22 protein-coding genes and 1 pseudogene are annotated in these 26,877 nt (G+C 64.9%); 18 read left to right on the top strand and 5 right to left on the bottom strand.

Annotated elements, in window-relative coordinates; genetic code table 11:
• Positions 1-8: 8 nt before the first annotated feature.
• The 4 genes from A7X65_RS27185 to A7X65_RS27170 all read left to right on the top strand — a co-directional run bounded on the left by A7X65_RS27185 (position 9) and on the right by A7X65_RS27170 (position 3,826).
• On the top strand, positions 9-1,226 hold the full coding sequence (locus tag A7X65_RS27185) for an acyl-CoA dehydrogenase family protein (RefSeq protein ID WP_063691070.1): 1,218 nt from the start codon (positions 9-11) through the stop codon (positions 1,224-1,226).
• Between the two features lie 262 nt (positions 1,227-1,488).
• A complete protein-coding gene (locus tag A7X65_RS27180) occupies positions 1,489-1,752 on the top strand; it encodes a hypothetical protein (RefSeq protein ID WP_063691068.1) in 264 nt (87 codons plus the stop codon).
• Between the two features lie 482 nt (positions 1,753-2,234).
• Complete coding sequence (locus A7X65_RS27175) at positions 2,235-2,621, top strand: hypothetical protein (protein ID WP_063691065.1); 387 nt, start codon at positions 2,235-2,237, stop codon at positions 2,619-2,621.
• Between the two features lie 2 nt (positions 2,622-2,623).
• Complete coding sequence (locus A7X65_RS27170) at positions 2,624-3,826, top strand: hypothetical protein (protein WP_063691063.1); 1,203 nt, start codon at positions 2,624-2,626, stop codon at positions 3,824-3,826.
• A 3-nt stretch (positions 3,827-3,829) separates the two neighbouring features.
• Here A7X65_RS27170 and A7X65_RS27165 read toward each other — a convergent pair whose 3' ends face one another.
• Positions 3,830-4,738, bottom strand: a complete 909-nt coding sequence (locus tag A7X65_RS27165) for a LysR family transcriptional regulator (protein ID WP_063691061.1) — start codon at positions 4,736-4,738, stop codon at positions 3,830-3,832.
• Between the two features lie 130 nt (positions 4,739-4,868).
• Here A7X65_RS27165 and A7X65_RS27160 point away from each other — a divergent pair, with 130 nt between their 5' ends.
• From A7X65_RS27160 to A7X65_RS27150, 3 genes and pseudogenes are all read left to right on the top strand, one after another.
• Complete coding sequence (locus A7X65_RS27160) at positions 4,869-6,098, top strand: MFS transporter (protein WP_063691059.1); 1,230 nt, start codon at positions 4,869-4,871, stop codon at positions 6,096-6,098.
• Between the two features lie 35 nt (positions 6,099-6,133).
• A pseudogene (locus tag A7X65_RS27155) lies at positions 6,134-6,526 on the top strand ((R)-mandelonitrile lyase); the annotation flags it as partial.
• A 22-nt stretch (positions 6,527-6,548) separates the two neighbouring features.
• Positions 6,549-7,565, top strand: a complete 1,017-nt coding sequence (locus A7X65_RS27150) for a zinc-dependent alcohol dehydrogenase family protein (protein ID WP_063691057.1) — start codon at positions 6,549-6,551, stop codon at positions 7,563-7,565.
• A 209-nt stretch (positions 7,566-7,774) separates the two neighbouring features.
• Here A7X65_RS27150 and A7X65_RS27145 read toward each other — a convergent pair whose 3' ends face one another.
• Positions 7,775-9,514, bottom strand: coding sequence for a methyl-accepting chemotaxis protein (locus A7X65_RS27145; RefSeq protein WP_063692529.1), 1,740 nt, complete (start codon positions 9,512-9,514; stop codon positions 7,775-7,777).
• Positions 9,515-9,735: 221 nt separating this feature from the next.
• On the opposite strand from A7X65_RS27145, the gene A7X65_RS27140 reads away from it, so the two are divergent.
• The 4 genes from A7X65_RS27140 (at position 9,736) to A7X65_RS27125 (ending at position 16,201) form a co-directional block, all read left to right on the top strand.
• Complete coding sequence (locus tag A7X65_RS27140; protein WP_063691055.1) at positions 9,736-11,118, top strand: ethanolamine ammonia-lyase subunit EutB; 1,383 nt, start codon at positions 9,736-9,738, stop codon at positions 11,116-11,118.
• Positions 11,119-11,260: 142 nt separating this feature from the next.
• The gene (locus A7X65_RS27135) at positions 11,261-12,847 is read left to right on the top strand and encodes a B12-binding domain-containing radical SAM protein (RefSeq protein WP_063691053.1); all 1,587 of its coding nucleotides are present in this window, start codon (positions 11,261-11,263) and stop codon (positions 12,845-12,847) included.
• The gene (gene eutC, locus A7X65_RS27130) at positions 12,844-13,629 is read left to right on the top strand and encodes an ethanolamine ammonia-lyase subunit EutC (protein WP_063691051.1); all 786 of its coding nucleotides are present in this window, start codon (positions 12,844-12,846) and stop codon (positions 13,627-13,629) included. The genes A7X65_RS27135 and eutC overlap by 4 nt, the downstream gene beginning before the upstream one ends.
• A 205-nt stretch (positions 13,630-13,834) precedes the next feature.
• The gene (locus A7X65_RS27125) at positions 13,835-16,201 is read left to right on the top strand and encodes an efflux RND transporter permease subunit (RefSeq protein ID WP_063691049.1); all 2,367 of its coding nucleotides are present in this window, start codon (positions 13,835-13,837) and stop codon (positions 16,199-16,201) included.
• A 29-nt stretch (positions 16,202-16,230) separates the two neighbouring features.
• On the opposite strand, the gene A7X65_RS27120 is transcribed toward A7X65_RS27125, so the two are convergent.
• Together A7X65_RS27120 and A7X65_RS27115 are read right to left on the bottom strand one after the other, a co-directional pair.
• Positions 16,231-17,064 (bottom strand): hypothetical protein, encoded by an 834-nt coding sequence (locus A7X65_RS27120; protein ID WP_063691047.1) that lies wholly within the window; start codon positions 17,062-17,064, stop codon positions 16,231-16,233.
• Between the two features lie 73 nt (positions 17,065-17,137).
• Positions 17,138-17,635, bottom strand: a complete 498-nt coding sequence (locus tag A7X65_RS27115; RefSeq protein ID WP_063691045.1) for a hypothetical protein — start codon at positions 17,633-17,635, stop codon at positions 17,138-17,140.
• A gap of 458 nt (positions 17,636-18,093) precedes the next feature.
• Here A7X65_RS27115 and A7X65_RS27110 point away from each other — a divergent pair, with 458 nt between their 5' ends.
• The 6 genes from A7X65_RS27110 to A7X65_RS27085 all read left to right on the top strand — a co-directional run bounded on the left by A7X65_RS27110 (position 18,094) and on the right by A7X65_RS27085 (position 24,246).
• On the top strand, positions 18,094-18,327 hold the full coding sequence (locus A7X65_RS27110) for a hypothetical protein (protein ID WP_014496823.1): 234 nt from the start codon (positions 18,094-18,096) through the stop codon (positions 18,325-18,327).
• A 192-nt stretch (positions 18,328-18,519) separates the two neighbouring features.
• Positions 18,520-19,404 (top strand): squalene synthase HpnC, encoded by an 885-nt coding sequence (gene hpnC, locus A7X65_RS27105; protein ID WP_063691043.1) that lies wholly within the window; start codon positions 18,520-18,522, stop codon positions 19,402-19,404.
• On the top strand, positions 19,394-20,233 hold the full coding sequence (hpnD, locus tag A7X65_RS27100) for a presqualene diphosphate synthase HpnD (protein WP_063691040.1): 840 nt from the start codon (positions 19,394-19,396) through the stop codon (positions 20,231-20,233). The genes hpnC and hpnD overlap by 11 nt, the downstream gene beginning before the upstream one ends.
• Positions 20,233-21,486 carry a hydroxysqualene dehydroxylase HpnE gene (gene hpnE / locus A7X65_RS27095; RefSeq protein ID WP_063691038.1) on the top strand — a complete coding sequence of 418 codons (1,254 nt, stop codon included), beginning with the start codon at positions 20,233-20,235 and terminating at the stop codon, positions 21,484-21,486. Before hpnD ends, hpnE begins: the two co-directional genes overlap by 1 nt.
• Before the next feature lie 61 nt (positions 21,487-21,547).
• On the top strand, positions 21,548-23,500 hold the full coding sequence (gene shc, locus A7X65_RS27090) for a squalene--hopene cyclase (RefSeq protein WP_063691037.1): 1,953 nt from the start codon (positions 21,548-21,550) through the stop codon (positions 23,498-23,500).
• A complete protein-coding gene (locus A7X65_RS27085) occupies positions 23,497-24,246 on the top strand; it encodes a phosphorylase (RefSeq protein ID WP_063691035.1) in 750 nt (249 codons plus the stop codon). Before shc ends, A7X65_RS27085 begins: the two co-directional genes overlap by 4 nt.
• A 101-nt stretch (positions 24,247-24,347) precedes the next feature.
• Here the strand turns inward: A7X65_RS27085 and A7X65_RS27080 are convergent, their stop codons facing one another.
• Complete coding sequence (locus A7X65_RS27080) at positions 24,348-25,616, bottom strand: ROK family protein (RefSeq protein ID WP_063691033.1); 1,269 nt, start codon at positions 25,614-25,616, stop codon at positions 24,348-24,350.
• 256 nt (positions 25,617-25,872) lie between these two features.
• On the opposite strand from A7X65_RS27080, the gene A7X65_RS27075 reads away from it, so the two are divergent.
• Positions 25,873-26,835 (top strand): sugar-binding protein, encoded by a 963-nt coding sequence (locus A7X65_RS27075; protein WP_082885084.1) that lies wholly within the window; start codon positions 25,873-25,875, stop codon positions 26,833-26,835.
• The last annotated feature ends 42 nt before the right edge of the window (positions 26,836-26,877 follow it).

Genomic DNA, 26,877 nt, shown 5'->3' with positions numbered 1-26,877 from the left:
AGACCACCATGGACTTTCAACACTCCGCCCGTTCGCTGGAGCTGCAGGAGCGCGTTCGCCGGTTCATGCAGGCGCATGTCGAGCCGGTCGAGGAGCTCTATTACGAGCAGGTGAAGCCGGAAGCGTCGCGTTACAGGACGCCGCCGGTGCTCCAGGACCTGAAGCAGCTGGCGCGGGAGCAGGGGCTGTGGAACCTGTTCCTGTCGGGCGAGCACGGTCCGGGTCTCTCCAATCTCGAATACGCACCGGTCAAGGAGATCATGGGCCGCATCCTCTGGGCGCCCGAGGTCTTCAACTGCTCAGCGCCCGATGTCGGCAACATGGAGGTGCTCGCCAACTATGGCACGCCCGCGCAGCAGGAGCGCTGGCTGACGCCGCTGCTGGAGGGGCGCATCCGCTCCGGCTTCTCCATGACCGAGCCGCAGGTCGCCTCCAGCGACGCCACCAATATCCAGTGCGAGATCAGGCGCGACGGCGGCGACTACGTCATCAACGGCCGCAAATGGTTCACCTCGGGCGCGATGAACGAGGATTGCGAGATCCTGATCGTGATGGGCAAGACCGCCCCTGATGATCCCGACCGCCATCGCCAGCAATCCATGATCCTCGTGCCCAAGAACACACCCGGCGTGCGCATCGTCCGCGACATGCTCACCTATGGCTACGACGACGCCCCGGTCGGCCACCCCGAGATCGTCTACGAGAATGTCCGTGTGCCCGCCGAGAACATCCTGCTCGGCGAAGGCCGCGGCTTCGAGATCGCGCAGGGCCGGCTCGGTCCCGGCCGCATCCATCATTGCATGCGGCTGATCGGCTGCGCCCAGCGCGCGCTGGAATTGATGTGCCGGCGATCGGTCTCCCGCGTCGCCTTCGGCAAGCCGCTGGCGGAGCAGGGCTCGGTGCGCGAGGACATTGCCAACTCCTTCTGCGAGATCGCGCAGGCGCGGCTCCTGACGCTGCAGGCTGCCGACAAGATGGACCGCGAAGGCAACAAGGCCGCGCGCGATCTGATCGCCGCCGCCAAGATCGTGGTGCCAAGCATGGCCGCGCGCGTCATCGACCGCGCCATCCAGATCCACGGCGCCGCCGGCGTCTCGCAAGACACGTTCCTCGCGCGCGCCTACGTCTACGCCCGCTTCATCCGCATCGGCGACGGCCCCGACCAGGTGCACCTCGCCGCGGTCGGCAAGGAGCTGATCAAGCGTGGCGGGGTGATGGCAGGGTAGGGGCGCTTGGGTTGGAATTGCCAAACCCCCGTCATCATCCGTTCAAAGTCTGCTGCTAGCTTTCAACCCGACGATCGGTCCGCCGGATGTACGCGGGCTGCATCGCAAGCCTCGGCCCGCGCGCCGGGGCTTTTCGTTGCCCGCAGCGTGAAGCGCGCGGGCGCCACCCTCGTGCTCGTTCGTTGATCTGGATCAACGAGGACGCGCGGCGTGGTGGCGCGATGCGGCTTGTGCCATTCCGTCGCATCACGCGGAGCCCGCAATGTGGGTCTTGATGTACGTCTTCTCCTATTCGGTCAGTCCCGCCGCGACGAACGACAAGGCGGAATGGCGGCTGAGGCCGACCGTCGTGTTTCAGGAATTCTCCAACGAAGAGCGTTGCAAGGCGGCCAAGTCGACGCTCGAGGCCAGCCTGAGCCAGGCGGGCGCAAGGCTGAAGAGCGGGCTGGAAGATCTGAAGAGCCTCGGCAAGGCCGACCCCAGCCAGATCATCATCGCCTACAACGTGGAATGCCTGCCGAAATAGGCCGAAGGCTCGCCTGACTGGCTCCTCACGGCGGAGCTCGATCCCCCGCAAAGTGTTCCAATTGCCGTTCTGGCACAAACTGCACAGGCTCCCGGCTCTGCCATGGGTTAACCTCGGGTATGAGCAGCGAACTGGTTCTGCGTGTGGTTGCCATTGCCGCCGGTGCGTTCACCGTGGTCGCCGTCTCCGCGCTCATCTTCAGCCATTGATCTTTCTTGCGTCGTGACCTGTGCGCCGGCCGGCTCAGGCCTGTTCAAATCTGCATCAACGCCCGCCCGAAATAAATGCACGTACTGAATGCATCAATTGGATATTCAATCTAAAAGAAAACACAAATCCGTCGTCAATTCGGACGTAGGATGCATCGAGGCTGGTCGTTGGATCAGCACCGCTCTTCACGATTACTGAATGCCGAATTCACCGGCAGCTTAGCTGCCCGAGATCATCGACCGGTTTTGTAGCGACCGGCGGGAGCATTAGACATGTCTGACCTGACGCAAGATCAAGAAGACGTGCAGATCGTCATCCGGGAGTTCATTCCGGACAGCGACCAGATCGACGCAACGACAATGAAGGCCCTCGTCAGCGGCCAGAATGTCAAATACGACAAGGACGAGTTCAGTGCGTCCTATGATCTGACCGAGCTGTTCAAGCTCGTTCACGATTGGGCGCCGATCATCGCCAATCTCTTCACGGTTGCGAAGATCCTTTACGATTTCGCCAAAGGTGAGAAGAAAGCGACGCCGACCGCCGACGAGATCGCCGATGCCTTCGTCAAGAAGTACGGTCAGTTCGAGCAGCACGACCAGCTGCGACAGGCGGCCGAGCTCGTTGCAGGGCGGATGTCGGCAAAGACGGCGGATGACTGAGCATGATTGCCGGGAAAGTCGGCTACGCCTATCCCGCCCGGTCGTTCGGTATCACGTTTCTTCGCGTTGTCGCCGACTGCGGCATTCTCCTCATACTCCTGCCGTCGCTATTCGACTGTGATCTCGCGACGGCTCTTGGTATTGCCTTCATCTCTCTTGTCTTCACCGCGGCAAGCATCGCGAGCTTCAATCGATTTCGAATCGCGCGCAATCTCGGGCAGCTCGGAGAGTTGATCAAGCGACGAGGCGCGGTGAAGGAGTTCTCGCCGGAGGACTATTTGGAGCCCCTGGGCTGGCACGCGCCCGTGCCGGTCGAGCGCGCCGGGATTTTCGTGCGCGGGAGCTATCGCATCCTGCGCGTGCCCGGTCACAACGGCTTCTCGACGATTCAGTATTGGCCGCTGCACTCGTTCATCCTCGTCCCGTTCGAGCCTGCAGAGATAAATCCGGGACGGCTGTTCGCCCTCCTGCATGAAATGGGTCATATCGGCCCGCGAAATCTCAAGAACGCGACCGCGCACATCTTCTACAACATCCGTCCCGAAGAGCATGGCACCTGGCTCGCATCGGTGCAGAGCGAGTACCGGGACATCAAGAGCAGACTGGCCCGCTTCCAGGGAGCCGAGATGCCTGCCACGCTCGCAATCCTCAGCCTGTTCTTCCCCTTGGCCAGTTTTGCGAAAACGATGCTGGTTGCCTTCGTCGATCCCTGGCTAAGGAGTTTCAGGCAGCAGGGAACGCGGCTGGAAGCGGAGATCGAAGCCGATCATTACGCGTTCACTGCGATGATGGTGATATCCCATCTCAGCCAATCCCAGAGTCCGGTCAGCAGATCGAATCCACGGGTCAAGAAACTCTTCGACCCCGCGCCGATCAACGACAAATATCTCCCCGAAATCGACAATACCGCAAGGAATGACGCGCGCCGCCTCATGGCCGTCGATGCCGGGCTGTTCCGTCTTCGTCAGTGCGATTTCTATCTTTGGCGCGGGACGCTCCAGATGGAGCTCGTGATGCTTGCCCTGCGCATTGTCGTGAGTGTCGTACTCGGTGCAATCATCGGCGTCGTCGAAGTCCGGTTGATACCCTGGCAGATCGGGCTTTACGCCGCTTTGGCGGGTGCAGGATTGATCTGGAGCTTCGTTGCCTTTGCAAGCAGACTGAAGCAGCTCGATCGCACTCTCGAGACATGCCGTGCTTCATGAGCCTCAGCCGCGCTTTGTCCGCACCTCGTGATGGCGCAGTGCATCGACAATCACCTTGAATGCCGCCGAATTCTGCCGCGACGTCGGATAATAGATGTAGTAGCCGTCGAACTTCGGTGACCAGTCGTCGAGCACGATGACGAGCTGACCCGACCGGATCTGCTGCGTCACCATGTCCTCGGGGAGATAGGCGATGCCGAAACCCCTCACGGCGGCGTCGATCATCGCGCGGGAGTCGTTGAAAGTGAGCTGGCCCTCGACACGCACCCTGAGGTCAGGGCCGTTCTTGGCGAACTCCCAGACATAGTGACCGCCGGCCGCTGCGCGCCGCTTGATGCAGACGTGATCGACGAGATCCTGCGGGTGCTTCGGCTTGGGGTGCTCCTTCAGATAAGCCGGCGCGGCGACTGCGACGAGCCGCCAGTCCGGGCCGATGCGCACCGCGATCATGTCCTTCTCGACGCTCTCGCCGAGGCGGACGCCTGCATCGAAGCCGTCTTCGACGATGTTGCGGAAGGCGGTGTCGAGGCTGAACTCGACCTTGATGTCGGGGTATTTTTTCAGGACCGGCGCCAGCTTCGGCCAGACGGCTTTTTCCAGGGCGTGGTCGGAGAGCGTCAGCCGGATGGTACCCGACGGCGTGTCGCGCAGGGACATCAGGGCGGCAATATCGCGCTCGATCTCTTCCATGCGGGGCGCAACCGATTGCAGAAGCCGCTCGCCCGCTTCGGTGAGGCCGACGCTTCGCGTCGTGCGCGTGAGCAGCCGCAGGCCCATCTGTGATTCCAGGCGCTTGATCGTATGGCTGAGCGTCGACTGCACGATGCCGAGCTTCGCGGCGGCTTTCGTGAAGCTGCGTTCGCGGGCGACGGCCACGAAGGCCAGCAGGTCGTTGAAATCCCGGTTTGCCATGGTCGCCACTATTCATGGCCCATATCGATGAATGCAAGCAAATTATACCGGCTAATCGAACGACCGTCGAGGCTCTATGTGTCGCCGTGACCAGCGCCGGCCCAGGCGCTTCGCGAGATATGGATTCCCGATGGACGTCACAGCCGACCAGGACGCAGCCCAGCCCGTGGCCGCATGGAGCGCGGTTTTCGCCGTGTCTCTTTGCGCCGCGACGCTCGTTGCGACCGAATGGATGCCCGTCAGCCTGCTCACGCCGATCGCCGGCGGCCTCCGGTTGACGGAAGGGCAAGCGGGACAGGCCATTTCCGTGTCCGGCTTCTTCGCCATCCTCACCAGTCTTTTCATCTCGGCCTCGACGCGCGGTATCGACCGGCGCTCCGTTCTGCTGTGGCTCACGGGCATCACGCTGGTCTCGGGTATCGTCGTGGCCTTTGCGCCCAGTTATTCGGTCTTCATGGCGGGGCGCGCCCTGGTCGGCATGGCTGTCGGCGGCTTCTGGTCGATGTCCGCCGCGACGATGATCCGCATCGTGCCGGTCGGGGACGTGCCGCGCGCACTCGCGGTCCTCAATGGCGGCAACGCCCTCGCAACGACGATTGCCGCGCCGCTCGGCAGCTTCCTCGGCCAGTACATCGGCTGGCGTGGCGCATTCTTCTGCGTCGTGCCGATCGCAGCGCTGACCCTGTTTTGGCAGTTTCTCGCGCTGCCGGCGATGCCAAGCCAGGAGCGCGCAGACGCGGCCGCGGCCTTCAAGGTCCTGCGCCGCCCCGGCGTCCCCTACGGCATGCTCGCAGCGGCGCTGTTCTTCCTCGGACAGTTCGCGCTCTTCACGTATTCGCGGCCCTTCTTCGAAACGGTGACGCTTGTCGATGTCACCACCATTTCGGCCCTGCTGCTCGCGATGGGCGTTGCCGGTCTCATCGGCACCTCGCTGATCGGGCTCGTCGTGCACCGGCGTCTTTACGCGTCTCTCGTCGTCATGCCGCTCACAATGGCGATCGTAGCGGTCGCATTGACCGTCTACGGCTCTTCGCTCGGTGCAACGGCGGCGCTGATGTTCCTGTGGGGCCTCATCGGCACGGCGGCCCCCGTGGGCTGGTGGACGTGGCTCAGCACGGCCTTGCCCGATGACGCGGAGGCAGGCGGAGGCCTGATGGTCGCGGTGATTCAACTTGCGATCACCGCGGGTGCTGCGGGTGGCGGCGTGCTGTTCGATACAAGCGGCTATCGGGCCACCTTTCTGTTCAGCGCCGTCATCCTCGCTCTCTCATCTTCTGTGATTCTGGTCGGCGTTCTTCGTCGCAAGCCAAGAGCCGACGCGCAATGCGCGGCCTGTGTCCCGGCGAGCCCGGTTCTTTAACGCAATCGCGCTGACCGACGACAAGGAAGCATCAGATGCAAATTCGGCAAGCCGGTTCCCAACCTTCGACCCGGGCTCCTTCGGAATATTTCACCGGCACCGTGCGGATCGACCCGTTGTTTCCGGCCGTCGATCCCTCGCGCGTCGCCGGCAATCACGTCACCTTCGAGCCCGGGGCGCGCACGGCCTGGCACACGCATCCGTTCGGCCAGACGCTGATCGTCACCGCAGGCCTTGGCCGCGTGCAGCGGTGGGGCGGTCCGATCGAGGAGATCCGTCCGGGCGACGTGGTGTCGTTCGAACCCGGCGAGAAGCACTGGCATGGCGCGGCCGCCGCAACAGCCATGAGCCATATCGCAATTCAGGAATCGCTCGACGGCAGCCCGGTCACATGGATGGAACGGGTGACGGACGAGCAGTACGGCGCCCAGCCGCCAAAGGAGCATGACAATGAAAGCAACCGTCCTCCACGGACCCGGCGATATCCGCTACGAAGGCGTCAACGATCCGAAGATCCTTCATCCGACTGACGCCATCATCAAGCTGTCGGCCACTTGCATCTGCGGTTCCGATCTCTGGCCCTATCGCGGTCTGCAGCCGCAGGATGGTCCGGCGCATATGGGCCACGAATATTGTGGCGTCGTCGTCGAAATCGGCAGCGCGGTGCGGACGATCAAGCCCGGTCAGTTCGTCGTCGGATCGTTCTGCCTTTCGGACAATACCTGCCCGCATTGCAAGTTCGGCTTCCAGTCCTCGTGCGAGCAGCGGGAGTTCATGTCGGGCGCGCAGGCGCCTTACGCCCGTGTCGCTCTTGCGGACGGCACGCTGGTCGCGACCAGGGAGATGCCGGGCAGCGACCTCGTCCCGCATTTGCTGGCGGTCTCCGATGTGCTCGGCACCGGCTGGTACGCCGCCGACGCCGCGGATGTGAAGAAAGGCTCGACGGTGGTGGTGGTCGGCGACGGCGCAGTCGGCCTCATGGGCGTGCTTGCGGCCAAGGAGATGGGCGCGGAGCGCATCATCGCGATGAGCCGTCACAAGACACGGCAGGATCTCGCCAGAGAGTTCGGCGCGACCGATATCGTCGTCGAGCGCGGTGCTGAAGGCATTGCACGCGTCAAGGATCTGACCCGGGGCGTCGGCGCCGACTCGGTGCTGGAATGCGTCGGCACGCAGGAAGCCATGTCGCAGGCGCTCGAATGCGCGCGGCCCGGCGGCAGCATCGGCTATGTCGGCGTTCCCCATGGCGTGACCTTCGAAGGCCAGGCCTTGTTCTTCGGCCAGCGCCGCATGCTGGGCGGCCCCGCACCGGTGCGCCGTTTTCTGCCCGACCTGATGGACAGGGTGCTCGGCGGGCGCATCCAGCCCGGCAAGGTGTTCGATCTCACTTTGCCTCTCGACCGGGTCGCCGAAGGCTATGAGGCAATGGACCAGCGCCGGGCGATCAAGACACTGCTGACGGTGTAGGGAGAGCCTGTGCGGGCGTCGGCGGGTACCATCGCCACGATGACCTTATGCCAGTGTTTTGCGCGACGGGTCAAATCCGTTTCGGAAAATCAGAAATTTCCGGCGGCCGGCTGTCAAGCCATTGATATGGCTGACGCCGGCTACTGTGCATGGGGTTGTTTTCGCACTTTTGAGTCAGTGCGAGCCGAAACCGGGCTTTGCCCGCGCCGTCACCCGGCCTTGGCGATGCGGCCGTCAGCGGCGCCTGCGCGCAGGTTCTGGAAGAACGTCTCCACCTCGCGCGACAGCGTCGCCGCCGTCTCGGTCAGGCTGCTTGCCGCCGTCAGCACGGAGGCTGCGGCCGTGTCGGTCTCGCCGATGGCATCGCGCAGCGAGGTGATGTTGGCGACGAGTGTCTCGTTGCCCTGCGCGGCGCTTTGCGCGTTGGACGAGATCTCGCGCGTGGCCTGGTCCTGCTGGCCGACCGCGCCGGCGATTGCCGAGGTGACGTCGTTGATCTCGCGTACCGCCCCGCCGATCTCGCGCACCGCGTCCACGGCGCTGCGGGTGGAGGACTGGATCATCGCGACGTTCTCGCCGATCTCGGCGGTGGCCTTGGCGGTCTGGCCGGCGAGCGCCTTCACCTCGTGGGCGACGACGGCAAAGCCGCGGCCGGCATCGCCGGCACGCGCGGCCTCGATGGTGGCGTTGAGCGCGAGCAGATTGGTCTGCTCGGCGATCGCCTGGATCAGGTTGAGCACGCCGTCGATGCGCTGGGTCGCGGCGGCGAGGCTCTCGATCTCCGCGATCGATTTCTCCGTGCGCTGGCCGGTCTGCTCGACTGCGCCGGCGCTCTGCCGCACCTGCCGGCCGATCTCCTCGACCGAGGCCGACAGCTCCTCGGCCGCGCTCGCGACCGCGGTGACATTATGCGAGGCCTGCTCGGTGGCGCTCGCCGCCGTGCCGGCGCGGCTGCTCGCATCCGCGGTGACGCGCGTGATGGTCTGCGCGGTCTCGCGCATGACGGAGGCATTGTCGCTGAGGCCGCGCATGATCGCGCCGATCGCCTCGCGGAATCCCTCGACGGATTGTTCGATATGGCGGCTGCGCGCCTCGCGCGCGGCGGAGTCCTGCGAGACCTGCGAGGCGAGGTTTCGGTTGCGCCCCATCGCGTCCTGGAACACCTGGATGGCACGCGCCAGCGCGCCGATCTCGTCGGCGCGGTCGGAATGCGGCACCACGACGTTCTCGGTGCCGTCGGCGACCTGCTTGATCGTCGCGGTGATCGAGGCGAGCGGCCGGGCGATCGAGCGGGCGATGATGACGATGCCGATCACGACCAGGGCCAGCGCCACGCCGCCGAGGCAGGTCAGCACGAAGGACAGCGTGCGGTTGGTCTCGGTCTCGCGCGCGATTTGCCTCGCGCGTTCGGCATAGACCTTGGAGAGAGCCTCGAGGTCCTTGTTCAGCGCCGAGCGCACCGCGCGGTTGGCGTCGTTGTCGCCCCATTCGCGGCCCGCGGCCGCGTTGATCTCGACGCCGCGGCGCACCAGCTCCTTGCGGAACTCGACGAACTGCTCGATGCGCTTTTTGAAGGTCGCGAACTGCTCGGCGTCGTCGGCCTTGACGATGGTCTCCCAGCGCTTGACGACGTCGAGGATCTGGGCGTTGAACTTGAGCAGGCCCTCGCCGTATTTCTTCACCACGGCGGGCTCGGTCGACATGTAGACGCCGCGCGATTCCATCACCACGGCATAGACCAGCGAGTTGACGCGCTCGACGTTCAGCGCGGCGGCGTTCGCCGTCTCGATCGCGTTGGTCAGGTCGGTGCTGCGGCGGCTGTTGTAGTCGGACAGCAGCGCGATCGCCGCCGTCAGCAGCGCGAACAGCGCGAAGATCGCATAGAGCTTGGTGGCCAGCGTGAAGCGGCCTGCCAGGCTGGCGGCATTCCCAGATCGGTCTGATGTCATGGTGGTCATGGCCCGGAATGGCCTGGAGCGGCCGGTGAGCGCGGTCGTACAAATTGATGCAAAATTATGCAGAACGAAGATGGATGCGGCGTTAACGCGAGCCCCGGCGGCCCCCGACCTTGGTCGAAGGAAAGGCAAGTTATTTCAGCGTCTTGATCCGAAGGTAGAGTTTCGGGATAGTCCTGGAGTCGGCCGTTGGCCGACGACCCCTGGAGAGGCCCTTGGTCTACCGCCACACCATCGACGCCACGACCTACACTTTCCCCGATTTGCGCGACTTGCTCGCCAAGGCGACCCCGCCGCGCTCCGGCGACCGGCTGGCCGGCATTGCCGCCGGCAGCGCCGAGCAGATGATCGCGGCGCGGATGGCGCTCGCGGACGTGCCGCTCGGGCAGTTCCTGCAGGAAGCCGTCATTCCCTACGAGACCGACGAGGTCACCCGTCTCGTCATCGACAGCCATGACCTCGGGGCGTTTGCGCCGGTGGCTTCGCTGACCGTCGGGGCTTTCCGCGACTGGCTGCTGTCGGACGCCGCGACGCCCGACATGCTGAAGCGGCTGGCGCCCGGCATCACCCCGGAGATGGCGGCCGCGGTGTCGAAACTGATGCGCAACCAGGACCTGATCCTGGCGGCGCGGAAATGCGAGGTGGTCACCGCCTTCCGCAACACCATCGGCCTGAGGGGGCGGATGAGCACGCGGCTGCAGCCCAACCACCCGTTCGACGATGCCAGGGGTATCACCGCCTCGATCCTCGACGGCATTCTGCTCGGGGCCGGCGATGCCTGCATCGGCATCAATCCGGCGAGCGACGATCCCGCAATCATCGCGCAATTGCTGCGGCTGCTGGACGAGATCATCGCCCGGCTGAAGATCCCGACGCAGGCTTGCGTGCTGACCCATGTCACGACGACGCTGTCGCTGATCGGGCAGGGCGTGCCGGTCGACCTCGTCTTCCAGTCGGTCGCCGGCACCGAGGCCGCCAACCGCAGCTTTGGCATCGACCTCGCGCTCCTGAAGGAGGGACGGGAGGCGGGGCTGTCGCAGAAGCGCGGTACGGTCGGCGAGAACGTGATGTATTTCGAGACCGGGCAGGGCTCGGCGCTGTCGGCCAATGCCCATCACGGCGTCGACCAGCAGACCTGCGAGGCCCGCGCCTATGCGGTCGCCCGTGCCTTTGCCCCGCTGCTGGTCAACAGCGTGGTCGGCTTCATCGGCCCGGAATATCTCTACGACGGCAAGGAAATCATCCGCGCCGGGCTGGAAGACCATTTTTGCGGCAAGCTGCTCGGCCTGCCGCTCGGCATCGACATCTGCTACACCAACCATGCCGAGGCGGACCAGGACGACATGGACAACCTGCTGACGCTGCTGGCGGCCGCGGGCGTCACCTTTATCATGGGCGTCCCCGGTGCCGACGACGTCATGCTGAACTACCAGTCCACGTCGTTTCACGACGCGCTCTATGTCCGGGACGTCTTCTCCTTGCGCCGCGCGCCGGAATTCGACGACTGGCTGGTGCAGTCGGGGATTGCGGGCGCCGATTTCCGCCTTGCCCGCGATGCAGGCCTGCTGCCCGATTTTGCGTCGCGGCTGATCGCGTGAGGCGGCAGGTGCTCCGGGAAACCATTGGTCACTCTCGGAATTATGCCTACGCCACAATATTGAGAAATTCCGGCGACAGCATTACGCTATGTGTCTGGCTGGCAATTTCCGCAACCAGGTCGAGCGTGGCGGGGGAGCTTCAATGCGAGCTGAAAGCAACGGTACGTCCCGGCGGATTCTCTGCGTGTTTCCGCGATATACTTCCTCGTTCGGGACGTTCGAGCATTCCTATCCATTGACCGATGGCGTCCGCGCCTTCATGCCGCCGCAGGGGCTTTTGTTGCTCGCGGCCTATCTGCCGGAGGACTGGCAGGTCAAATTCGTCGACGAGAATCTCCGCCGCACCACCGAGGAGGAGTTCGAGTGGGCGGAAGCGGTGTTCGTCAGCGGCATGCACATCCAGCGCCAGCAAATGAACGACATCTGCCGCCGTGCCCATGAGTTCGATCTGCCGGTGGCGCTCGGCGGTCCGTCCGTCAGCGCCTGTCCGGATTACTATCCCTCGTTCGACTATCTTCATGTCGGCGAGCTCGGCGACGCGACCAATCAGCTGCTCGACATTCTTGGGCGCGATACCTCGCGCCCCGAAAGCCAGGTGGTGCTGACCACCAAAGACCGCGTGCCGATGACGGAGTTTCCGATCCCGGCCTATGAGCTTGCTGATGTGAAGCGCTATTTCCTCGGCAGCATCCAGTATTCCAGCGGCTGTCCGTATGAGTGCGAGTTCTGCGACATCCCCGGCCTCTATGGCCGCAACCCGCGCATCAAGTCGCCGGAACAGATCATCGCGGAGCTCGATCGTCTGCGCGAATGCGGCATGACCGACACGGTCTATTTCGTCGACGACAATTTCATCGGCAACCGCAAGGCGGCGTCGGATTTGCTGCCGCATCTGATCGAATGGCAGAAGAAGACCGGCTATGTGGTGCGGCTCGCCTGCGAGGCGACGCTCAACATCGCCAAGCGGCCGGAGATCCTCAAGAAGATGCGTGAGGCCTATTTCATCACCATCTTCTGCGGCATCGAGACGCCCGACCCCGATGCGCTGAAGGCGATGCACAAGGACCACAACATGATGGTCCCGATCCTGGAGGGCGTGCGCACCATCAACTCCTACGGCATGGAGGTGGTGTCGGGCATCATCATGGGGCTCGACACCGACAAGCCGAACACTTCGGAGGCGCTGCTCGCCTTCGTCGAGGAGTCCCGGATTCCGCTGCTCACCATCAACCTGCTCCAGGCGCTGCCGAAGACGCCGCTGTGGGACCGGCTCGAGCGCGAGGGACGCCTGGTCGAGGATGACGGCCGCGATTCCAACGTCGACTTCCTGCTGCCTTACGACGAGGTCGTTGCCTCCTGGAAGCACGCCATGGGTGTCGCCTACGAGCCCGAGAAGGTCTATGCGCGCTTCCAGTATCAGTGCGATCACGTCTATCCCCACCGCCTCAAGATGCCGGTGCCGGACGAGATGAAGACCTGGCCGAATATCCGGCGCGGTCTCGTCATGCTGCGCAACATCTTCTGGAAGGTCGGCGTGCTCGGCGATTACAGGCGCGTGTTCTGGAAATTCGCGATGGGGCGCATCAAGCGCGGCGACATCGAAGGGCTGATCGGCTGCACTCTGATCGCGCACCATCTCATCACCTTTGCGCGCGCGGCCTCCAGCGGCAAGCAGAACGCCTCGAACTATTCGATCCGGCTGCGCGAGGCCGCCGTTCCCGCCGAATGAGCGACAAGTCCGTCCCGGCGCGCCCGACCATTGACCTCAGGTCGTTCACGCCTGCGCGCGTTGCGCTCGGGCGCAGTGGCGCGAGCGTGCCGACAAAGCCGCTGCTCGATTTCACGCTGGACCACGCCCGCGCCCGCGACGCCGTGCATGCGGTGTTCGATGCGCCGCGCCTGGTCGCCGATCTCGGCGCGCTCGGTCTTGCCGTCGTCGAGGCACGGAGCCAGGCGGGCGACCGCAGGGACTATCTTCGCCGGCCGGATCTCGGGCGGCAGCTCGATCCGGATTCCGCTGAAGCTCTCGCGCGAGGCGCCACCGGGCCATGCCAGCTGGCGATCGTGATCGGCGACGGCCTGTCGGCCGCGGCGGTCGATGCCCATGCCGTGGCGCTGGTGGCGCGCCTGCTGCCGATGCTCGCAGCGGGCGATGCTGTCGCGCTCGGCCATGTCGTCGTCGCCTCAGGCGCGCGCGTCGCGCTCGGCGACGAGATTGGCGCGATTCTCGGCGCGCGCATGGTCGCGATGCTGATCGGCGAACGGCCCGGCCTGTCCGCGCCCGACAGTCTTGGCGCCTATCTGACCTTCGCGCCGATGCCCGGCCGCACCGATGCCGAGCGAAATTGCGTGTCGAACATCCACAAGGCTGGGTTGAGCCATGACGAGGCCGCCTTCAAGATCGCCTGGCTGGTCCGCGAAGGCTTGGCGCGGGAGGTCACCGGTGTCGCGCTGAAGGATGAGAGCGCCGACCGGGCGCCGCGTCGAATTGGCACGCCGTTGCCGGAATGACGGGCATTCCGGCAAAATCGCCGCATCTTGATCGATTCGGTGACCTTTCCCGCGCTTGCGAGAAGGGCAGTTGACCTGCTAAACCGCTGCCGGCGATTTTCCGCGCATTTTCAAGGGGCAAGCCTCCCATTGGTATGGCGTTTTCAAGCCGTTCGCGGGGCGCAATAAGCTCACAAACCGAGCCGATTTAGGAACTGGACAAGGCATGCTCGAAAAGCACAGCGAGAGTGAGGTTCATGTCGACAAGGTCGAGCAGGGACCTACGTCCTCGATCGCCTTCGGGCTGGAGCGCATCGGGCTGATCGCCGTCCGGGCCCCGATCGTCTCCTGCATCGTCCTGCTCTTCCTGATCGTCGGTGCCGTGTTCGGCATCCACCGGATCAAGATCGACGATTCGCTGTCGCAGCTGTTCCGCTCCGACACCCGCGAATTCAAGCAGTATGAAGAGGTGACCAAGAAGTTCCCGGCCGAGGAATTCGACGTCCTGGTCGTGGTCGAGGGCAAGACCCTCCTGGCGCGCAACAACCTCGAGAAGCTGCGCGACTTCGTCACCGACATGCAGCTGGTTGAAGGCACCCGTGGCCTCGTCTCGCTGTTCTCGGCGCGCCAGGCACCGGCGCCGGGCAAGCTGCCGGCGGCGCTGTTCCCGCCCGAGCTGCCCGAGGGCGCGGCCTATGACAAGTTCATCGAGACCGTCAAGAACAACGAGATCATCCGCGGCAAGCTGCTGTCGGAGGACGGCACGCTGGCACTGATCGTGCTGTCGCTCGATCCCGAAGTGGTCGCCTCCAGCAAGCTGACCAAGACTATCGCCGACATCCGCGCGCTGATGAAGGAGGACCTCAGCGACACCGGGCTCAACGTGCAGCTCTCCGGCGTGCCGGTGATGCAGCTCGAGATCCGCAACGCGGTCGAGCGCGACGGGCTCACCTACAACATCCTCGGCATCCTCGCCGGCTGCGTCATCGCGATCATCTTCTTCCGCAAGATCTCGTTCATGGTGGCGGCGGCGTTCCCGCCGATGATCGCCATCCTGCTGGCGCTGGGCGCGCTCGGCTGGGCCAATTTCAACCTCAACATGTTCCTGAACGTGATGACGCCGCTCATCATGGTCATCAGCTTCTCGGACTCGATGCAGCTGACCTTCGCCGCGCGCGACCGGCTGATCGCCGGCCAGGACAAGTTCACCGCGTTCAAGAACGCGGTGCTGGTGGTGGGGCCGGCCTGCGTGCTGACGCACGGCACCGCCGGCATTTCCTTCATCGCGCTGCAGTTCTCCAACTCGGACCTGATCCGCAAGTTCGGCGAGGCCGGCCTTGCCGCCACCATCATCGCGCTGATCGCGGTGCTCTCGCTGGTGCCGGTGTTCGGCGTGCTGCTGGTGCGCAACGAGAAGACGTTCGCGGTCAAATTCCAGAGCGCCGATGCCGGCGTCCAGGCGCTGCGCAATTTCTGCTACTGGATCGCGGTGCGTATGGTCGGCCGTCCCGGCCTGTTCAGCCTGATCGCAGTGCTGTTCGTCGGCGGCCTCGGCATCATCTACGCCAATCTGGAGCCGCGCTACCGGCTCGCCGACCAGGTGCCGGACAAGCGCCAGGCGGTCGCCGCCAGCGACCGGCTCGACGCCAAGCTCACCGGCGCCAACCCGGTCAACGTCCTGATCCAGTTCCCCAAGGGTGAAACCCTGTATTCGCCGGAGACGCTGCAGACGATCGCGGACGTGCATGCGACCGTCGAGAAGGCGGCCGGTGTCGGCAACGTCTGGTCGCTCGAGACCTTGCGCCGCTGGCTGGCGGAAAAGGCCGGCAGCGCCGACGTCGCGACGCTGAAGGAATATGTCAGCGTCATCCCCGAGCATCTGGTGCGGCGCTTCATCGACGCCGAGCAGGACGCCGTCGTGGTCGCCGGCCGCGTGCCTGACAAGGATTCCAGCCAGCTCCTGCCGATCGTCGACAAGCTCGATACCGAGCTCGACGCTGTCCGCAAGAAGCATCCCGGCTACGAGATCGCGGTGACCGGCCTTGCCGCCATCGCCGCGCGCAACTCGGCCAGCATGATCGAGAAGCTGAACCGCGGCCTCACCGTGGAATTCGCGCTGGTCGCGATCTTCATCGGCCTTGCCTTCCGCTCCTGGGTCGTGATGTTCGCGTGCATCCTGCCGGGCATCTTCCCTGTCGTGATGTCGGGTACGGTGCTATGGGCGATGGGCGAGGGGCTGCAATTCGCCAGCGTCGTCGCGCTCACCGTCTCGTTCGGCCTCGGCCTCAGCGCCACCATCCACTTCCTCAACCGCTTGAGACTCGAGAGCAAGCCCGGCGTCGGCTCGGCGCTCGCGGTGGAGCGGGCGACCGTGCTGGTTGGGCCCGCGCTGATCCTGACCACGGTGGTGCTGGCCTGCGGCCTCGTCGTCACCGTGTTCTCCGACCTGCCGTCGCTGCGGCTGTTCGGCTGGCTCAGCGCCTTCTCGATGGTCATGGCTCTCGTCGCCGACCTCTTCATTCTCAGGCCGACGGCGATGTGGCTGATCAACCTGCACGGCAAGCTGCAGGGGCCGGACAAGCCGGCGATCTGAGCGATGGGGCGGCGAAGGCCGCCCTGCGCTCACGCCTCGATCCGGACGATCCCGTACGGATTGAACTTGAAATCGTCCTCGGCGTAGTCCTGCTCGCGCGAGAGCGCGAGCTTGCGGTCGCGCAGCGTTGCGTCGATGCCGTGCTCGGCCATCGCGTTGGCGATCTCCTCCATGAGCATGACCGCGCTCCATTCGTTGCCGCGTGATTTCGCGACATAGACCTCCGGCAGGCCGACGAGGTGATAGCCGACGGTCTCGTAGTAGCGATCGCCGCCGAGCGGGCGCTTGGCGAAGGCGAGGCGACACGCCTTGGCGAGGGCGAGCGTCATGCCAAGACCCTGGCCGGTCTTCGCGCCGCTGCGCGCCTGTTCTGCGAGACTGCGCCATCGCACAAGCCCGTGGGCGACGCCCGCGCTTTCGCCCTTCACGGCAGTCGCGCCGGCCTCGATCATCTCCTCGACGATGCGCAAGGCCGCCGCCGAATAGGCGACCGCCTTCTGCTGCTCCAGCGGCGGGCTGAGCACGTAGAGCACCGCCTTGTGGCCGGCAACGGCGGCTTCGTCGGCGGCAGACCATGCTTTCGGGAAGACACGGTCCCAGCACACGCCGAACGACCGCTCCATATGCGGATCGGGTTTGGCCTGCGAATAGGTGCGGTCGATCTCGAAGTTGAAATCGGCGATCGTGTTGGCCACGGCCTTCGGCGGGCGCAGCAGGCTTTCGTCCTTGCCGAGAAAGCAGAGCACGTGACGCGGCTTCACTTGCGAAGGCTGCATGTTCGCTCCTTGCTGGTCATTGGCAAAGGCACGACCGGCTATGAGGAGCCCGGCGGCCTTGAGCAGATGTCTGCGAATGACGTCCATGTCAGCGCGCCCAGCAAAAAGCCCCCGGCTCGCGAGAACCGGGGGCCATGATCCTTTCGAACCGGAAGGGCAATCAGCCCTTCGTCATCGTGATGTTGACGCCGCGGATCTCGCCCTTCGAGCTGATCTGCACGGTCTGCTTGGTGCCGTTGGTGCGCAGCGACAGATTGGCGGCAAAGCCGTTGGCTTCGACGAAGACGTCGATCTGGCCGCCGCCGGCGGTGCCCTGCAGATTGCCGAAGATGTTGCGGCTCGCCTCGCTCCAGTTGCCGGAGATGCGGTCACCCTGGCTGGTCACGTCGCTGGTGAGGTCGAACTTGTAGCTGTCGGAGGCGCAGTGCAGGGCCTGCTTGAGATTGAGACCGCTGCCGGCGACCTTGTAGTCAGCCTTGCAGCGGATGCGTTCGGTGGAGCCGTCCGACAGCGAGACCGTACCGGTGCCGGTCCACGCGCCGTCGAAGCCGGCAAACGGTCCGGACGACTGTGCGTGGCTCGCCGAAACCGAGAAGAGCAGCGCAGCCCCAATGCCCGCCGCCTTGATTGCCAGTCCAGATCGCCCAAAGAATTTCATCACAAATATCCCGTTTTGGAACGACGTCCGCTGAGGGGCAGGACGTCTCGCCACATCGAAGGTTTAGTGTTTCGAGCCTGTGTCAGGTTCAACGCGCAGGAACCAGAGATGGCTATTCACCAGGCGCGGGCGAGGGGCCTCTACCATGCGATTTGCTCTGTTTCGGGATGTTTCCGGCCCAAACCGCGAGGCGGAGAGATGCAGCGCTGCAACAGCCGTGCAGTAAAATGCGATGCTTCTGAATTATGACGTAGTATCAAACCCTTACATCTGCCAATGAAGACGCTGGGAAGACCTGATTTGGTGGGGCGGCGCCAATTTGGCCGCATTTGCCAGTGCTTGTGCCTTCTCCGAGGCCGCAACTTTCGCGGCGACTTGCATCAGAACAATCCGCTCCCGCCGTCCGCCCAGTGCTGTCCGGGATCGGTGCGATTCTGCCGTCAGAATGAAGGAATACAATGCGTAAGCTTCTCGTCGCTCTCACCCTGCTGTCGGCATCCCTTTCGACCGCGGCATTCGCCCAGGCAGGACGCGGCACGGACGCCGAGCAGAAGGCCTGCACGCGCGATGTGCAGAAGTTCTGCCGTCCGGTCATCGATCAGGGCGATTTCACCATCCTGGCCTGCCTGAAGGAGAACCGGGCCAAGATCTCCCAGGCCTGCGACCAGGTCCTGAAGAACCACAACCAGTAAGCTCGGCCACTGGCCCACCCAGGCGGCCCCAGGGCCGCCTTTTCGGGCCCGATCCGCACAGGGCGGCCATCGACAGACAGGATTGGTTTTGCGGCCGTATTCCCCTATATGGGGGCCGCGGCGGCATCGCCGGCATGAGCCCGCGCGAGCGAAAAAGCCCTTCCTGTCCAAACGATTGTTGACCAGCCCTCGATGACCTCAGCGAGCGAATTGCGATCCGGCAAGGGTGACCGCGACGAGAATTTTCCCGTCGCGTCCTGGATCATTCATCCGCGTCATCGCGCCCTGATCCTGGCCTATTACAATTTCGTCCGCACCGCCGACGACATCGCCGACCACGCCACGCTGCCGGCCGACCAGAAGCTCGCCTATCTCGACCTGCTCGAGGCGGAACTGCTCGGCAAGGGCGACACCCAGGCTGAGGCCGTCACCCTGCGCCGCGCGCTGGCCGAGCGCGGCATGGCGCCGCGCCACGCGCTCGACGTGCTGATCGCCTTCCGCATGGACGTCACCAAGCTGCGCTACGAGACCTGGGACGAGGTCATCCATTACTGCCGCTATTCGGCGATGCCGGTCGGCCGCTTCATGCTCGACGTCCACGGCGAGAGCACCTCGACCTGGGCTGCATCGGATGCGCTCTGCGCCGGCCTTCAGATCAACAATCATCTGCAGGATTGCGGCAAGGATTTCCGCGAACTCAACCGCGTCTATCTGCCGCGCGATGCGCTGGCAGCACACGGCGCCTCGGTCGAACAGCTCGGGCTTGCGCAATCGCCGCCGGCAATGCTGGCCTGTCTGCAGTCGCTTGCCGCGCGCAACGAAGCGCTGCTCGACGAGGGCAGGTCGCTGGCTGGGGAGATCCGGGATGTCCGCCTCGGCGTCGACGTCGCGGTGATCCAGGCCTACGCCGACCGCATCGTGCGCCTCTTGAAGGTGCGCGATCCCCTGCGCGAACGCGTGCACCTGAACAAGTTCGAGCTTCTCACCTTCAGCCTCGCCGGCATGATCGGCGAACTCGGCCGCCGCGCGATCGGGCGCAAGGCCATTTCCAGACCGGGGACTGCACATGACGCTTGAGGCGACCTCGCCCGGCGCCAGTTATGGCTCGACCGCATCCGGCAGCTCGTTCTACGCTGCGATGCGCATCCTGCCGCACGACCAGCGCGAAGCGATGTTCCAGATCTACAGCTTCTGCCGCCAGGTCGACGACATCGCCGATTCCGACGGTCCGCGCGACGAGCGGCTCGCCGCGCTGCAGGAGTGGCGCAACGACATCGACGCGCTGTACCAGGGCAACCCGCCGCCGCGGCTGAAGGACTACACCGCCTCGGTGAAGACCTTCGGCCTGAAGCGCGAGGATTTCCTGGCCATCGTCGACGGCATGGAAATGGACGTGCCGCAGGACATCCGCGCGCCCGACATGGCGACGCTGGATCTCTATTGCGACCGCGTCGCCAGCGCTGTCGGACGGCTGTCGGTGCGGGTGTTCGGTCTGCCGGAAGAAGACGGCATCCTGCTCGCCTACCATCTCGGCCGCGCGCTCCAGCTCACCAACATCCTGCGCGACATCGACGAGGACGCCGGGCTCGGCCGGCTCTATCTGCCGCGCGAGGCGCTGCTGCATGCCGGCATCACCTCGAACGATCCGAACCGCGTCATCGCCGAGCGTGCGCTGCCCAAGGTCTGCCTGCCGCTGACCCAGCGTGCGAAAGCGCATTTCGAGAAGTCGGACGAGATCATGAACCGCAACAAGCGCCGCGCCGTGCGCGCGCCGCGGATCATGTCGAAATACTATCATTCCATTCTGGACCTCCTGATCGCGCGCGGCTTCAACGCGCCGCGCGAGCCGGTGCGTGTGTCGAAGGTCACACGCATCCTGATCCTGCTCCGTTACGCTTTCATCTGATGCAAAAGACAGCTCACATCATCGGTGCTGGAATTTCCGGCCTCTCCGCCGCCGTGCGGCTCGCCAATGCCGGCTTCAAGGTCGCCGTGCACGAGGCGACGCACCAGGCCGGCGGCCGCTGCCGTTCCTATTTCGACGGCGCCACCAACCTCACCATCGACAACGGCAACCATCTGCTGCTGTCGGGCAACAGCCATGCGCGCGCCTATGCGCGGTCGATCGGCACCGAGGCGGGCCTCGTCGGCCCCGACAGCGCGCAGTTTCCGTTCGTCGACATCAAGACCGGGCAGCGCTGGCAGATCGATCTCGGCACCGGCCGGTGGCCGACCTGGGTGCTCGACGAGGGCCGGCGCGTTCCCGACACCGGTCTCACCGACTATCTCAAGCTGGCGCCGCTGATCTGGGCGTCGGAGAAGACGCTGGTCGGCAAGTCCATTCCGACCGAAGGCATCCTCTATCAGCGCCTGGTGCAGCCGCTGCTGCTCGCGGCGCTCAACGTCGATCCGCCCGAAGGCTCGGCGGGACTTGCCGGCGCGATCGTGCGCGAGACGCTGCTCGCCGGCGGGCAGGCCTGCCGTCCGCTGATCGCGCGCGACGGTCTCAGCGCGGTGCTGATCGAGCCGGCCGTGAAGTTCCTGCAGGAGCGCGGCCACACCGTTCAGCTCGGCCACGAGCTGCGCTCGTTCGTCAGCGCCGACGGCAAGGTCAGCGCGCTGAATTTCGGCGGCGAGGACGTGATCCAGCTCGGCGAAGGTGACGTCATCGTGATGGCGGTGCCGCCGCGCGCGGCCTCCAGCCTGCTGCCGGGCCTGAAGACGCCGACCGAATTCCGCGCCATCGTGAACGCGCATTTCCGCTTCGAACCGCCGCCGGGCTCGGCACCGATCCTGGGCGTGATCGGCGGCGTCGTGGAATGGCTGTTCGCGTTCCCGAACCGGCTCTCCGTCACCATCAGCAATGGCGATCGTCTGGTCGACATGCCGCGCGAGGAACTCGCGCAGGCGATCTGGGACGACGTCTGCAAGGCGGGCGGCGTATCCGGCGAGCTTCCGCCGTGGCAGATCGTCCGCGAGCGCCGTGCCACGTTTGCGGCGACGCCGGGGCAGAATGCCCTGCGTCCAGGGCCGGTCACTGCGCTGAAAAACCTGTTCCTTGCCGGGGATTGGACTGCTACGGGATTGCCTGCAACCATCGAGGGATCGGTCCGGTCGGGTGACCGTGCCGCAGATCTGGTTTTGGCCGCCAAGAGATAGGCGGCCCTGACGGGCGTTTGTCCCGGTCAACTTCATTCAACCGTTGGAGTAATCGAGCGAGATGGATTCCGTGAACGCGACCGCCCGCGAAGTGCTGGACTCGAGCATTGCGTCAGCGACGCAAGGCGTCCTCGGCTTCCAGCAGTCCGACGGCCATTGGGTGTTCGAGCTCGAGGCCGACTGCACGATTCCGGCCGAATACGTCCTGCTGCGCCACTATCTCGCAGAGCCCGTCGACACCGTGCTCGAGGCCAAGATCGGCAATTATCTCCGCCGCGTTCAGGGCGCCCATGGCGGCTGGCCGCTGGTGCATGACGGCGAGTTCGACATGAGCGCCAGCGTGAAGGCCTACTTCGCGCTGAAGATGATCGGCGATTCCGTGGACGCGCCGCACATGGTGCGTGCGCGCGAGGCGATCCATGCCCGCGGCGGTGCGATCAACAGCAACGTCTTCACCCGCTTCCTGCTCGCGACGTTCGGCGTCGTGACCTGGCGCGCGGTGCCGGTGCTGCCGATCGAGATCGTGCTGCTGCCGTTCTGGTCGCCGTTCCACCTCAACAAGATCTCCTACTGGGCGCGCACCACCATGGTGCCGCTGATGGTGATCGCCGCGCTGAAGCCGCTCGCGCGGAATCCGAAGGGCGTCGGCATCGACGAATTGTTCCTGCAGGATCCGCGCTCGATCGGCATGACCGCCAAGGCGCCGCATCAGAGCATGGCCTGGTTCCTGCTGTTCCGCTCGCTCGATGCGATCCTGCGCGTGATCGAGCCGATGTTTCCCAAGAGCCTGCGCAAGCGCGCGATCGATGCCGCGCTCGCTTTCACGGAGGAGCGGCTCAACGGCGAGGACGGCATGGGCGCGATCTATCCGCCCATGGCCAACATCGTCATGATGTACGACGCGCTCGGCAAGGACGAGAATTTCCCGCCGCGCGCGATCACGCGCCGTGGCATCGACAAGCTGCTCGTGATCAATGACGACGAGGCCTATTGCCAGCCCTGTGTCTCGCCGGTGTGGGACACGACGCTGACGGCGCATGCGCTGCTGGAAGCCGGCGGCGACACGGCGGTGCCGGCGGCCAAGCAGGGCCTCGACTGGCTGATCCCGAAGCAGGAGCTCGAGGTGAAGGGCGACTGGGCGGTGAAGCGGCCCGACGTGCGTCCGGGCGGCTGGGCCTTCCAATACAACAACGCGCACTATCCCGATCTCGACGACACCGCCGTGGTGGTGATGTCGATGGACCGCATGCGCCGGGAGCACGGCGCGACCGGTTATGACGACGCGATCGCCCGCGGCCGGGAGTGGATCGAGGGCATGCAGAGCGACGACGGCGGCTGGGCCGCCTTCGACGTCAACAACCTCGAATACTACCTCAACAACATCCCGTTCTCGGATCACGGCGCGCTGCTCGATCCGCCGACCGAGGACGTCACCGCGCGCTGCATCTCGATGCTGGCCCAGCTCGGCGAGACCGAGAAGACCAGCAAGCACGTCGCCGACGGCGTGGCCTACCTCCGCAAGACCCAGCACCCCGAGGGGTCCTGGTACGGCCGCTGGGGCATGAACTTCATCTATGGAACCTGGTCGGTGCTGTGCGCCCTCAACATGGCCGGGATCGACCACAAGGACCCCATGATTCGCAAAGCCGCGGACTGGCTGGCCTCGATCCAGAACGAGGACGGCGGCTGGGGCGAGGACGCCGTCAGCTACCGCCTGGACTACAAGGGCTGGGAGGCCGCCCCCTCGACCGCCTCGCAGACGGCATGGGCCTTGCTTGCCCTGATGGCCGCTGGCGAGGTTGATCACCCGGCCGTCGCCCGCGGGGTGGAGTACCTGATTGCAACACAGAACAAAAAAGGACTGTGGGACGAGCAGCGGTATACCGCCACAGGCTTCCCCCGCGTGTTCTATCTACGATATCATGGTTACCCAAAGTTCTTTCCGCTGTGGGCGTTGGCGCGGTATCGGAACTTGCGGAACACCAACAGCAGGGTGGTAGGGGTCGGAATGTGACTTTGGGGACGGGGGACTATATTACCGCGGGTAATGCTATCGACCCGCGGCCGATCTTGATCGTGACCGGACTGGTGCAGGAGGCCCGTATTGCGGCCGGCCCCGGCATGGCGGTCATTTGCTCGTCGAGCAGCCCGACCCAGTTGCGGGCGCTGCTGACGGTGGTGGATCCCGAGACGATTCGCGGTGTGATCTCGTTCGGCGTGGCCGGCGGGCTGGACCCGACGCTGCGCTCCGGCGACGTCGTGCTGGCGACCGAGGTGCTCGACGGCGACAGCCGCTGGGCCGCCGGCCTGTCGCTCGGCGACGACCTGATCGAGCGCCTGACCTCGGGCCGCCGCCGCGTGGTGCGCGGCAGCCTCGCCGGTGCCGAGGAAGTGGTCACGAAGAGCTCCTGCAAGGCAGCGCTGCACTCCGAGACCGGCGCATCGGCCGTCGACATGGAAAGCCACATCGCGGCCGCCTACGCCGCCGAGGCCGGGCTGCCCTTCGCCGCGGTCCGCGTCATCAGCGACCCCGCCCATCGCGCGCTGCCGGCGCTCGCCCGCGCCGCCATCAAGCCGAACGGCCAGATCGACCTCGGCGCCGTCCTGCGCGGCATCGTGCGCAATCCGGCGGCACTGCATGGGCTGGTCTCCACCGGCATCGACTTCAACCGCGCGCTGCGCTCACTGCGCGGCTGCCGCGACTACCTGATCGGCACCGAGCTGGTCGAGAGCGAGGCCTTGGTGTCGAAGGCCGCCTGAGCGGCTCTGTCGAACTGAAAAACAAAGGCCCGGTCACGCGACCGGGCCTTTTCGTTTTGGCGTCCGTCGTCCGGCTAGAGCGGAAGCGCAGCGTCCCATGCTCACTCGGTCGCCTCCATGCGGTTTCGGTCCACCACCCACAAGGTCCGTCGGACCATGCCCTCGACGATCGCCGCCGACTCGCTTGGGCGCAGATAGATCGTCGTGGACTTGAGCAGCCACGGCAGCACCGCTTGCTCGAGCCGCTCCTCATAGGCGCGGCGCATCATGTCGAAAGCCTGCAGGCCGGGTCCCGCCAGGATCACATGGTGTGGGCGCAGCACGGATATCGTTGCGGCGACCGCCTCGGCCAGCGCGCGGCCTGCTTGCTGGAAGACGTGCTCGAGACGGGGATCGCCGCCCCGCGCCCGCTCGCGCAGAAGGGCCATCTGTGCCTCGGAAGGCTGTTGCGCTGCCGCCGGCGGCAGGTCGAGAAAGGTGCGGGCGTCGCGATAGAGCGCATAGTCGGCGAGATGGGCCTCGATGCAGCCGCGCTGGCCGCAGCGGCATTGCGGCCCGTTCGATCCCAGCTTGATGTGGCCGATCTCGCTGCCGGCGCCGGCGCCCCAGCGCGCTTCGCCGTCGACAACGACGCCCATGCCGACGCCGTGGCCGACCATGATCGTGGCCGAGAGGCCCTGTGCCAGGGACGGCTCCGCGGCGCAGAGAGCGAGCGCAACCGCGACAGCGTCATTCGCCATCACGACTTCGACGCCGAAGGCCTCGCGCACCGGCTTCACCAGATCGACATCCGTGATCGAGAGCGCCGGACTCCACAGGTGCCGGCCAGTGTCCGCGTTCACGATCCCTTGCAAGGCAATCCCGATTCCCAACAGGCGATTGCGCGGTGTGGCCGTCGCCTCGAGCATCGCATCGATCTGCGCAATGACGAGATCGCACAGCGCGCTTTCATCGAGAGCGCGCGTCGCGATTTCGAGCCGCGATTGCGCCAGGTCGGATCCGCTGAAATCCGCGATCAGCGTTTCGATCAGATTCATGCGCAGCGAGACTGCGATGATGCGGCCGAACTCCGGGTTCAGCGTCAGCAGCACGGCGGGCCGGCCACGGCGGCGGCTGTTCAGTCCGTCCGCATCGTCTTCGTCCGCGTCGTCGAGCCATGGCGTTGCCGCGGTCTCCGTCTCGCACAGCAACTCTTCCGCGATGAGTTTCGACGTCAGACCGGACACGGCGGCGAAACTCAATCCCGTACTCCGGGCGAGCTCCACACGCGGTAACGGCCCCTGGCGCCGCAAGACTTCGACAAGACGGCCGCGATTCGAGCCGCGGGCAGTGCTCGAGATGCGTCTCGTTGGCTCAATTTGGTCAACCATGTTGTCTCTTTTATTCATTACGTGAAGTTAATGTCGAGGGATTGAGTCGTGTTGTCGAAAAAGCACAGCTAGAAGGAGTCGTTTGCGAGCAATATTTACTATTATCATACCTCATGTACTATCTGTGCTTGAAGAAGAGGGCATTACATCCTGATTTCGATGTTTTTGCTCTGCGACATTTCTTCGCTTCATAAAGAAAATAAGGCGCAAAAGCGTGCTGAAGCCCCTTATCCGGGGTGACCAAAGGGAGGTGAACATGAACGGACCGATGACAAAATTGCTAGTGCCGTTGCTCGCGACCGCCGCGCTCGCGATGGCGACGGGGATGGCGCACGCCCAGCAGAAAAAGACCATCGCGCTGGTCACCAATGTCGCGGCCGACTTCTGGACCATCGCCGGCCGCGGCCTCGAAAAGGCGCAGAAGGAACACCCGGAATACAACATCGAACTGATCGTCACCAACGAGGGCACGGCGGCGGGCCAGCGGCGCGAGCTGGACGACCTGTTGGTGCGCGGCGTCGCCGGCATCTCCATCTCGGTCGACGATGCCCCGCACGCGACCGAACAGCTCAACAAGGTCGCGGCCAAGACGGTGCTGATCACGACCGACAGCGACGCGCCGCAGAGCAATCGTCTCGCTTATATCGGTACCGACAACGTCGCGGCCGGGCGGCAAGCCGGCGAAGAGATCAAGAAGGCGCTGCCGAACGGCGGCAAGATCGCGCTGTTCGTCGGCACGATGGATGCGGACAATGCCCGCGAACGGGTGCAGGGGATCAAGGACGCGATCGCCGGCACCAAGGTCGAACTGGTCGACGTGTTCACCGACCAGGTGGACTTCGCCAAGGCCAAGGCGAACATCGAGAACGTGCTCGTCAAATATCCCGGCATCGCGCTGTTGTCCGGCCTGTGGAGCTACGAGACACCGCTGATCTATGACGCGGTCAAGGCAGCGGGCAAGGCCGGCAAGGTGAAGATCGTCGGTTTCGACGAGGATCAGCGCACGCTGCGGGGCGTTTCCGACGGCACGATCGAGTCCACGGTGGTGCAGCAGCCGTACGAGTTCGGCTACCTCTCCGCCACCAACATCATCAAGACGCTGAACGGCGACAAGTCCTGGATCCCGGCGGGCGGCAAGCTGATCGTGCCGACCAAGGTGATCAGCAAGTCCAACGTCGCGGCATTCACCGCAGATCTGAAGAGCCTCCTGAAGAAGTGACTTTCAGCGCCCGGCGGCCGCACGGCCGCCGGGCGTCGCACG

This window comes from Bradyrhizobium stylosanthis (assembly GCF_001641335.1).
GTDB classification, from domain to species: Bacteria; Pseudomonadota; Alphaproteobacteria; order Rhizobiales; family Xanthobacteraceae; genus Bradyrhizobium; species Bradyrhizobium stylosanthis.
Note: the sequence above shows the minus strand (reverse complement) of the source record. Positions and strands in the feature narration are given on the sequence as shown.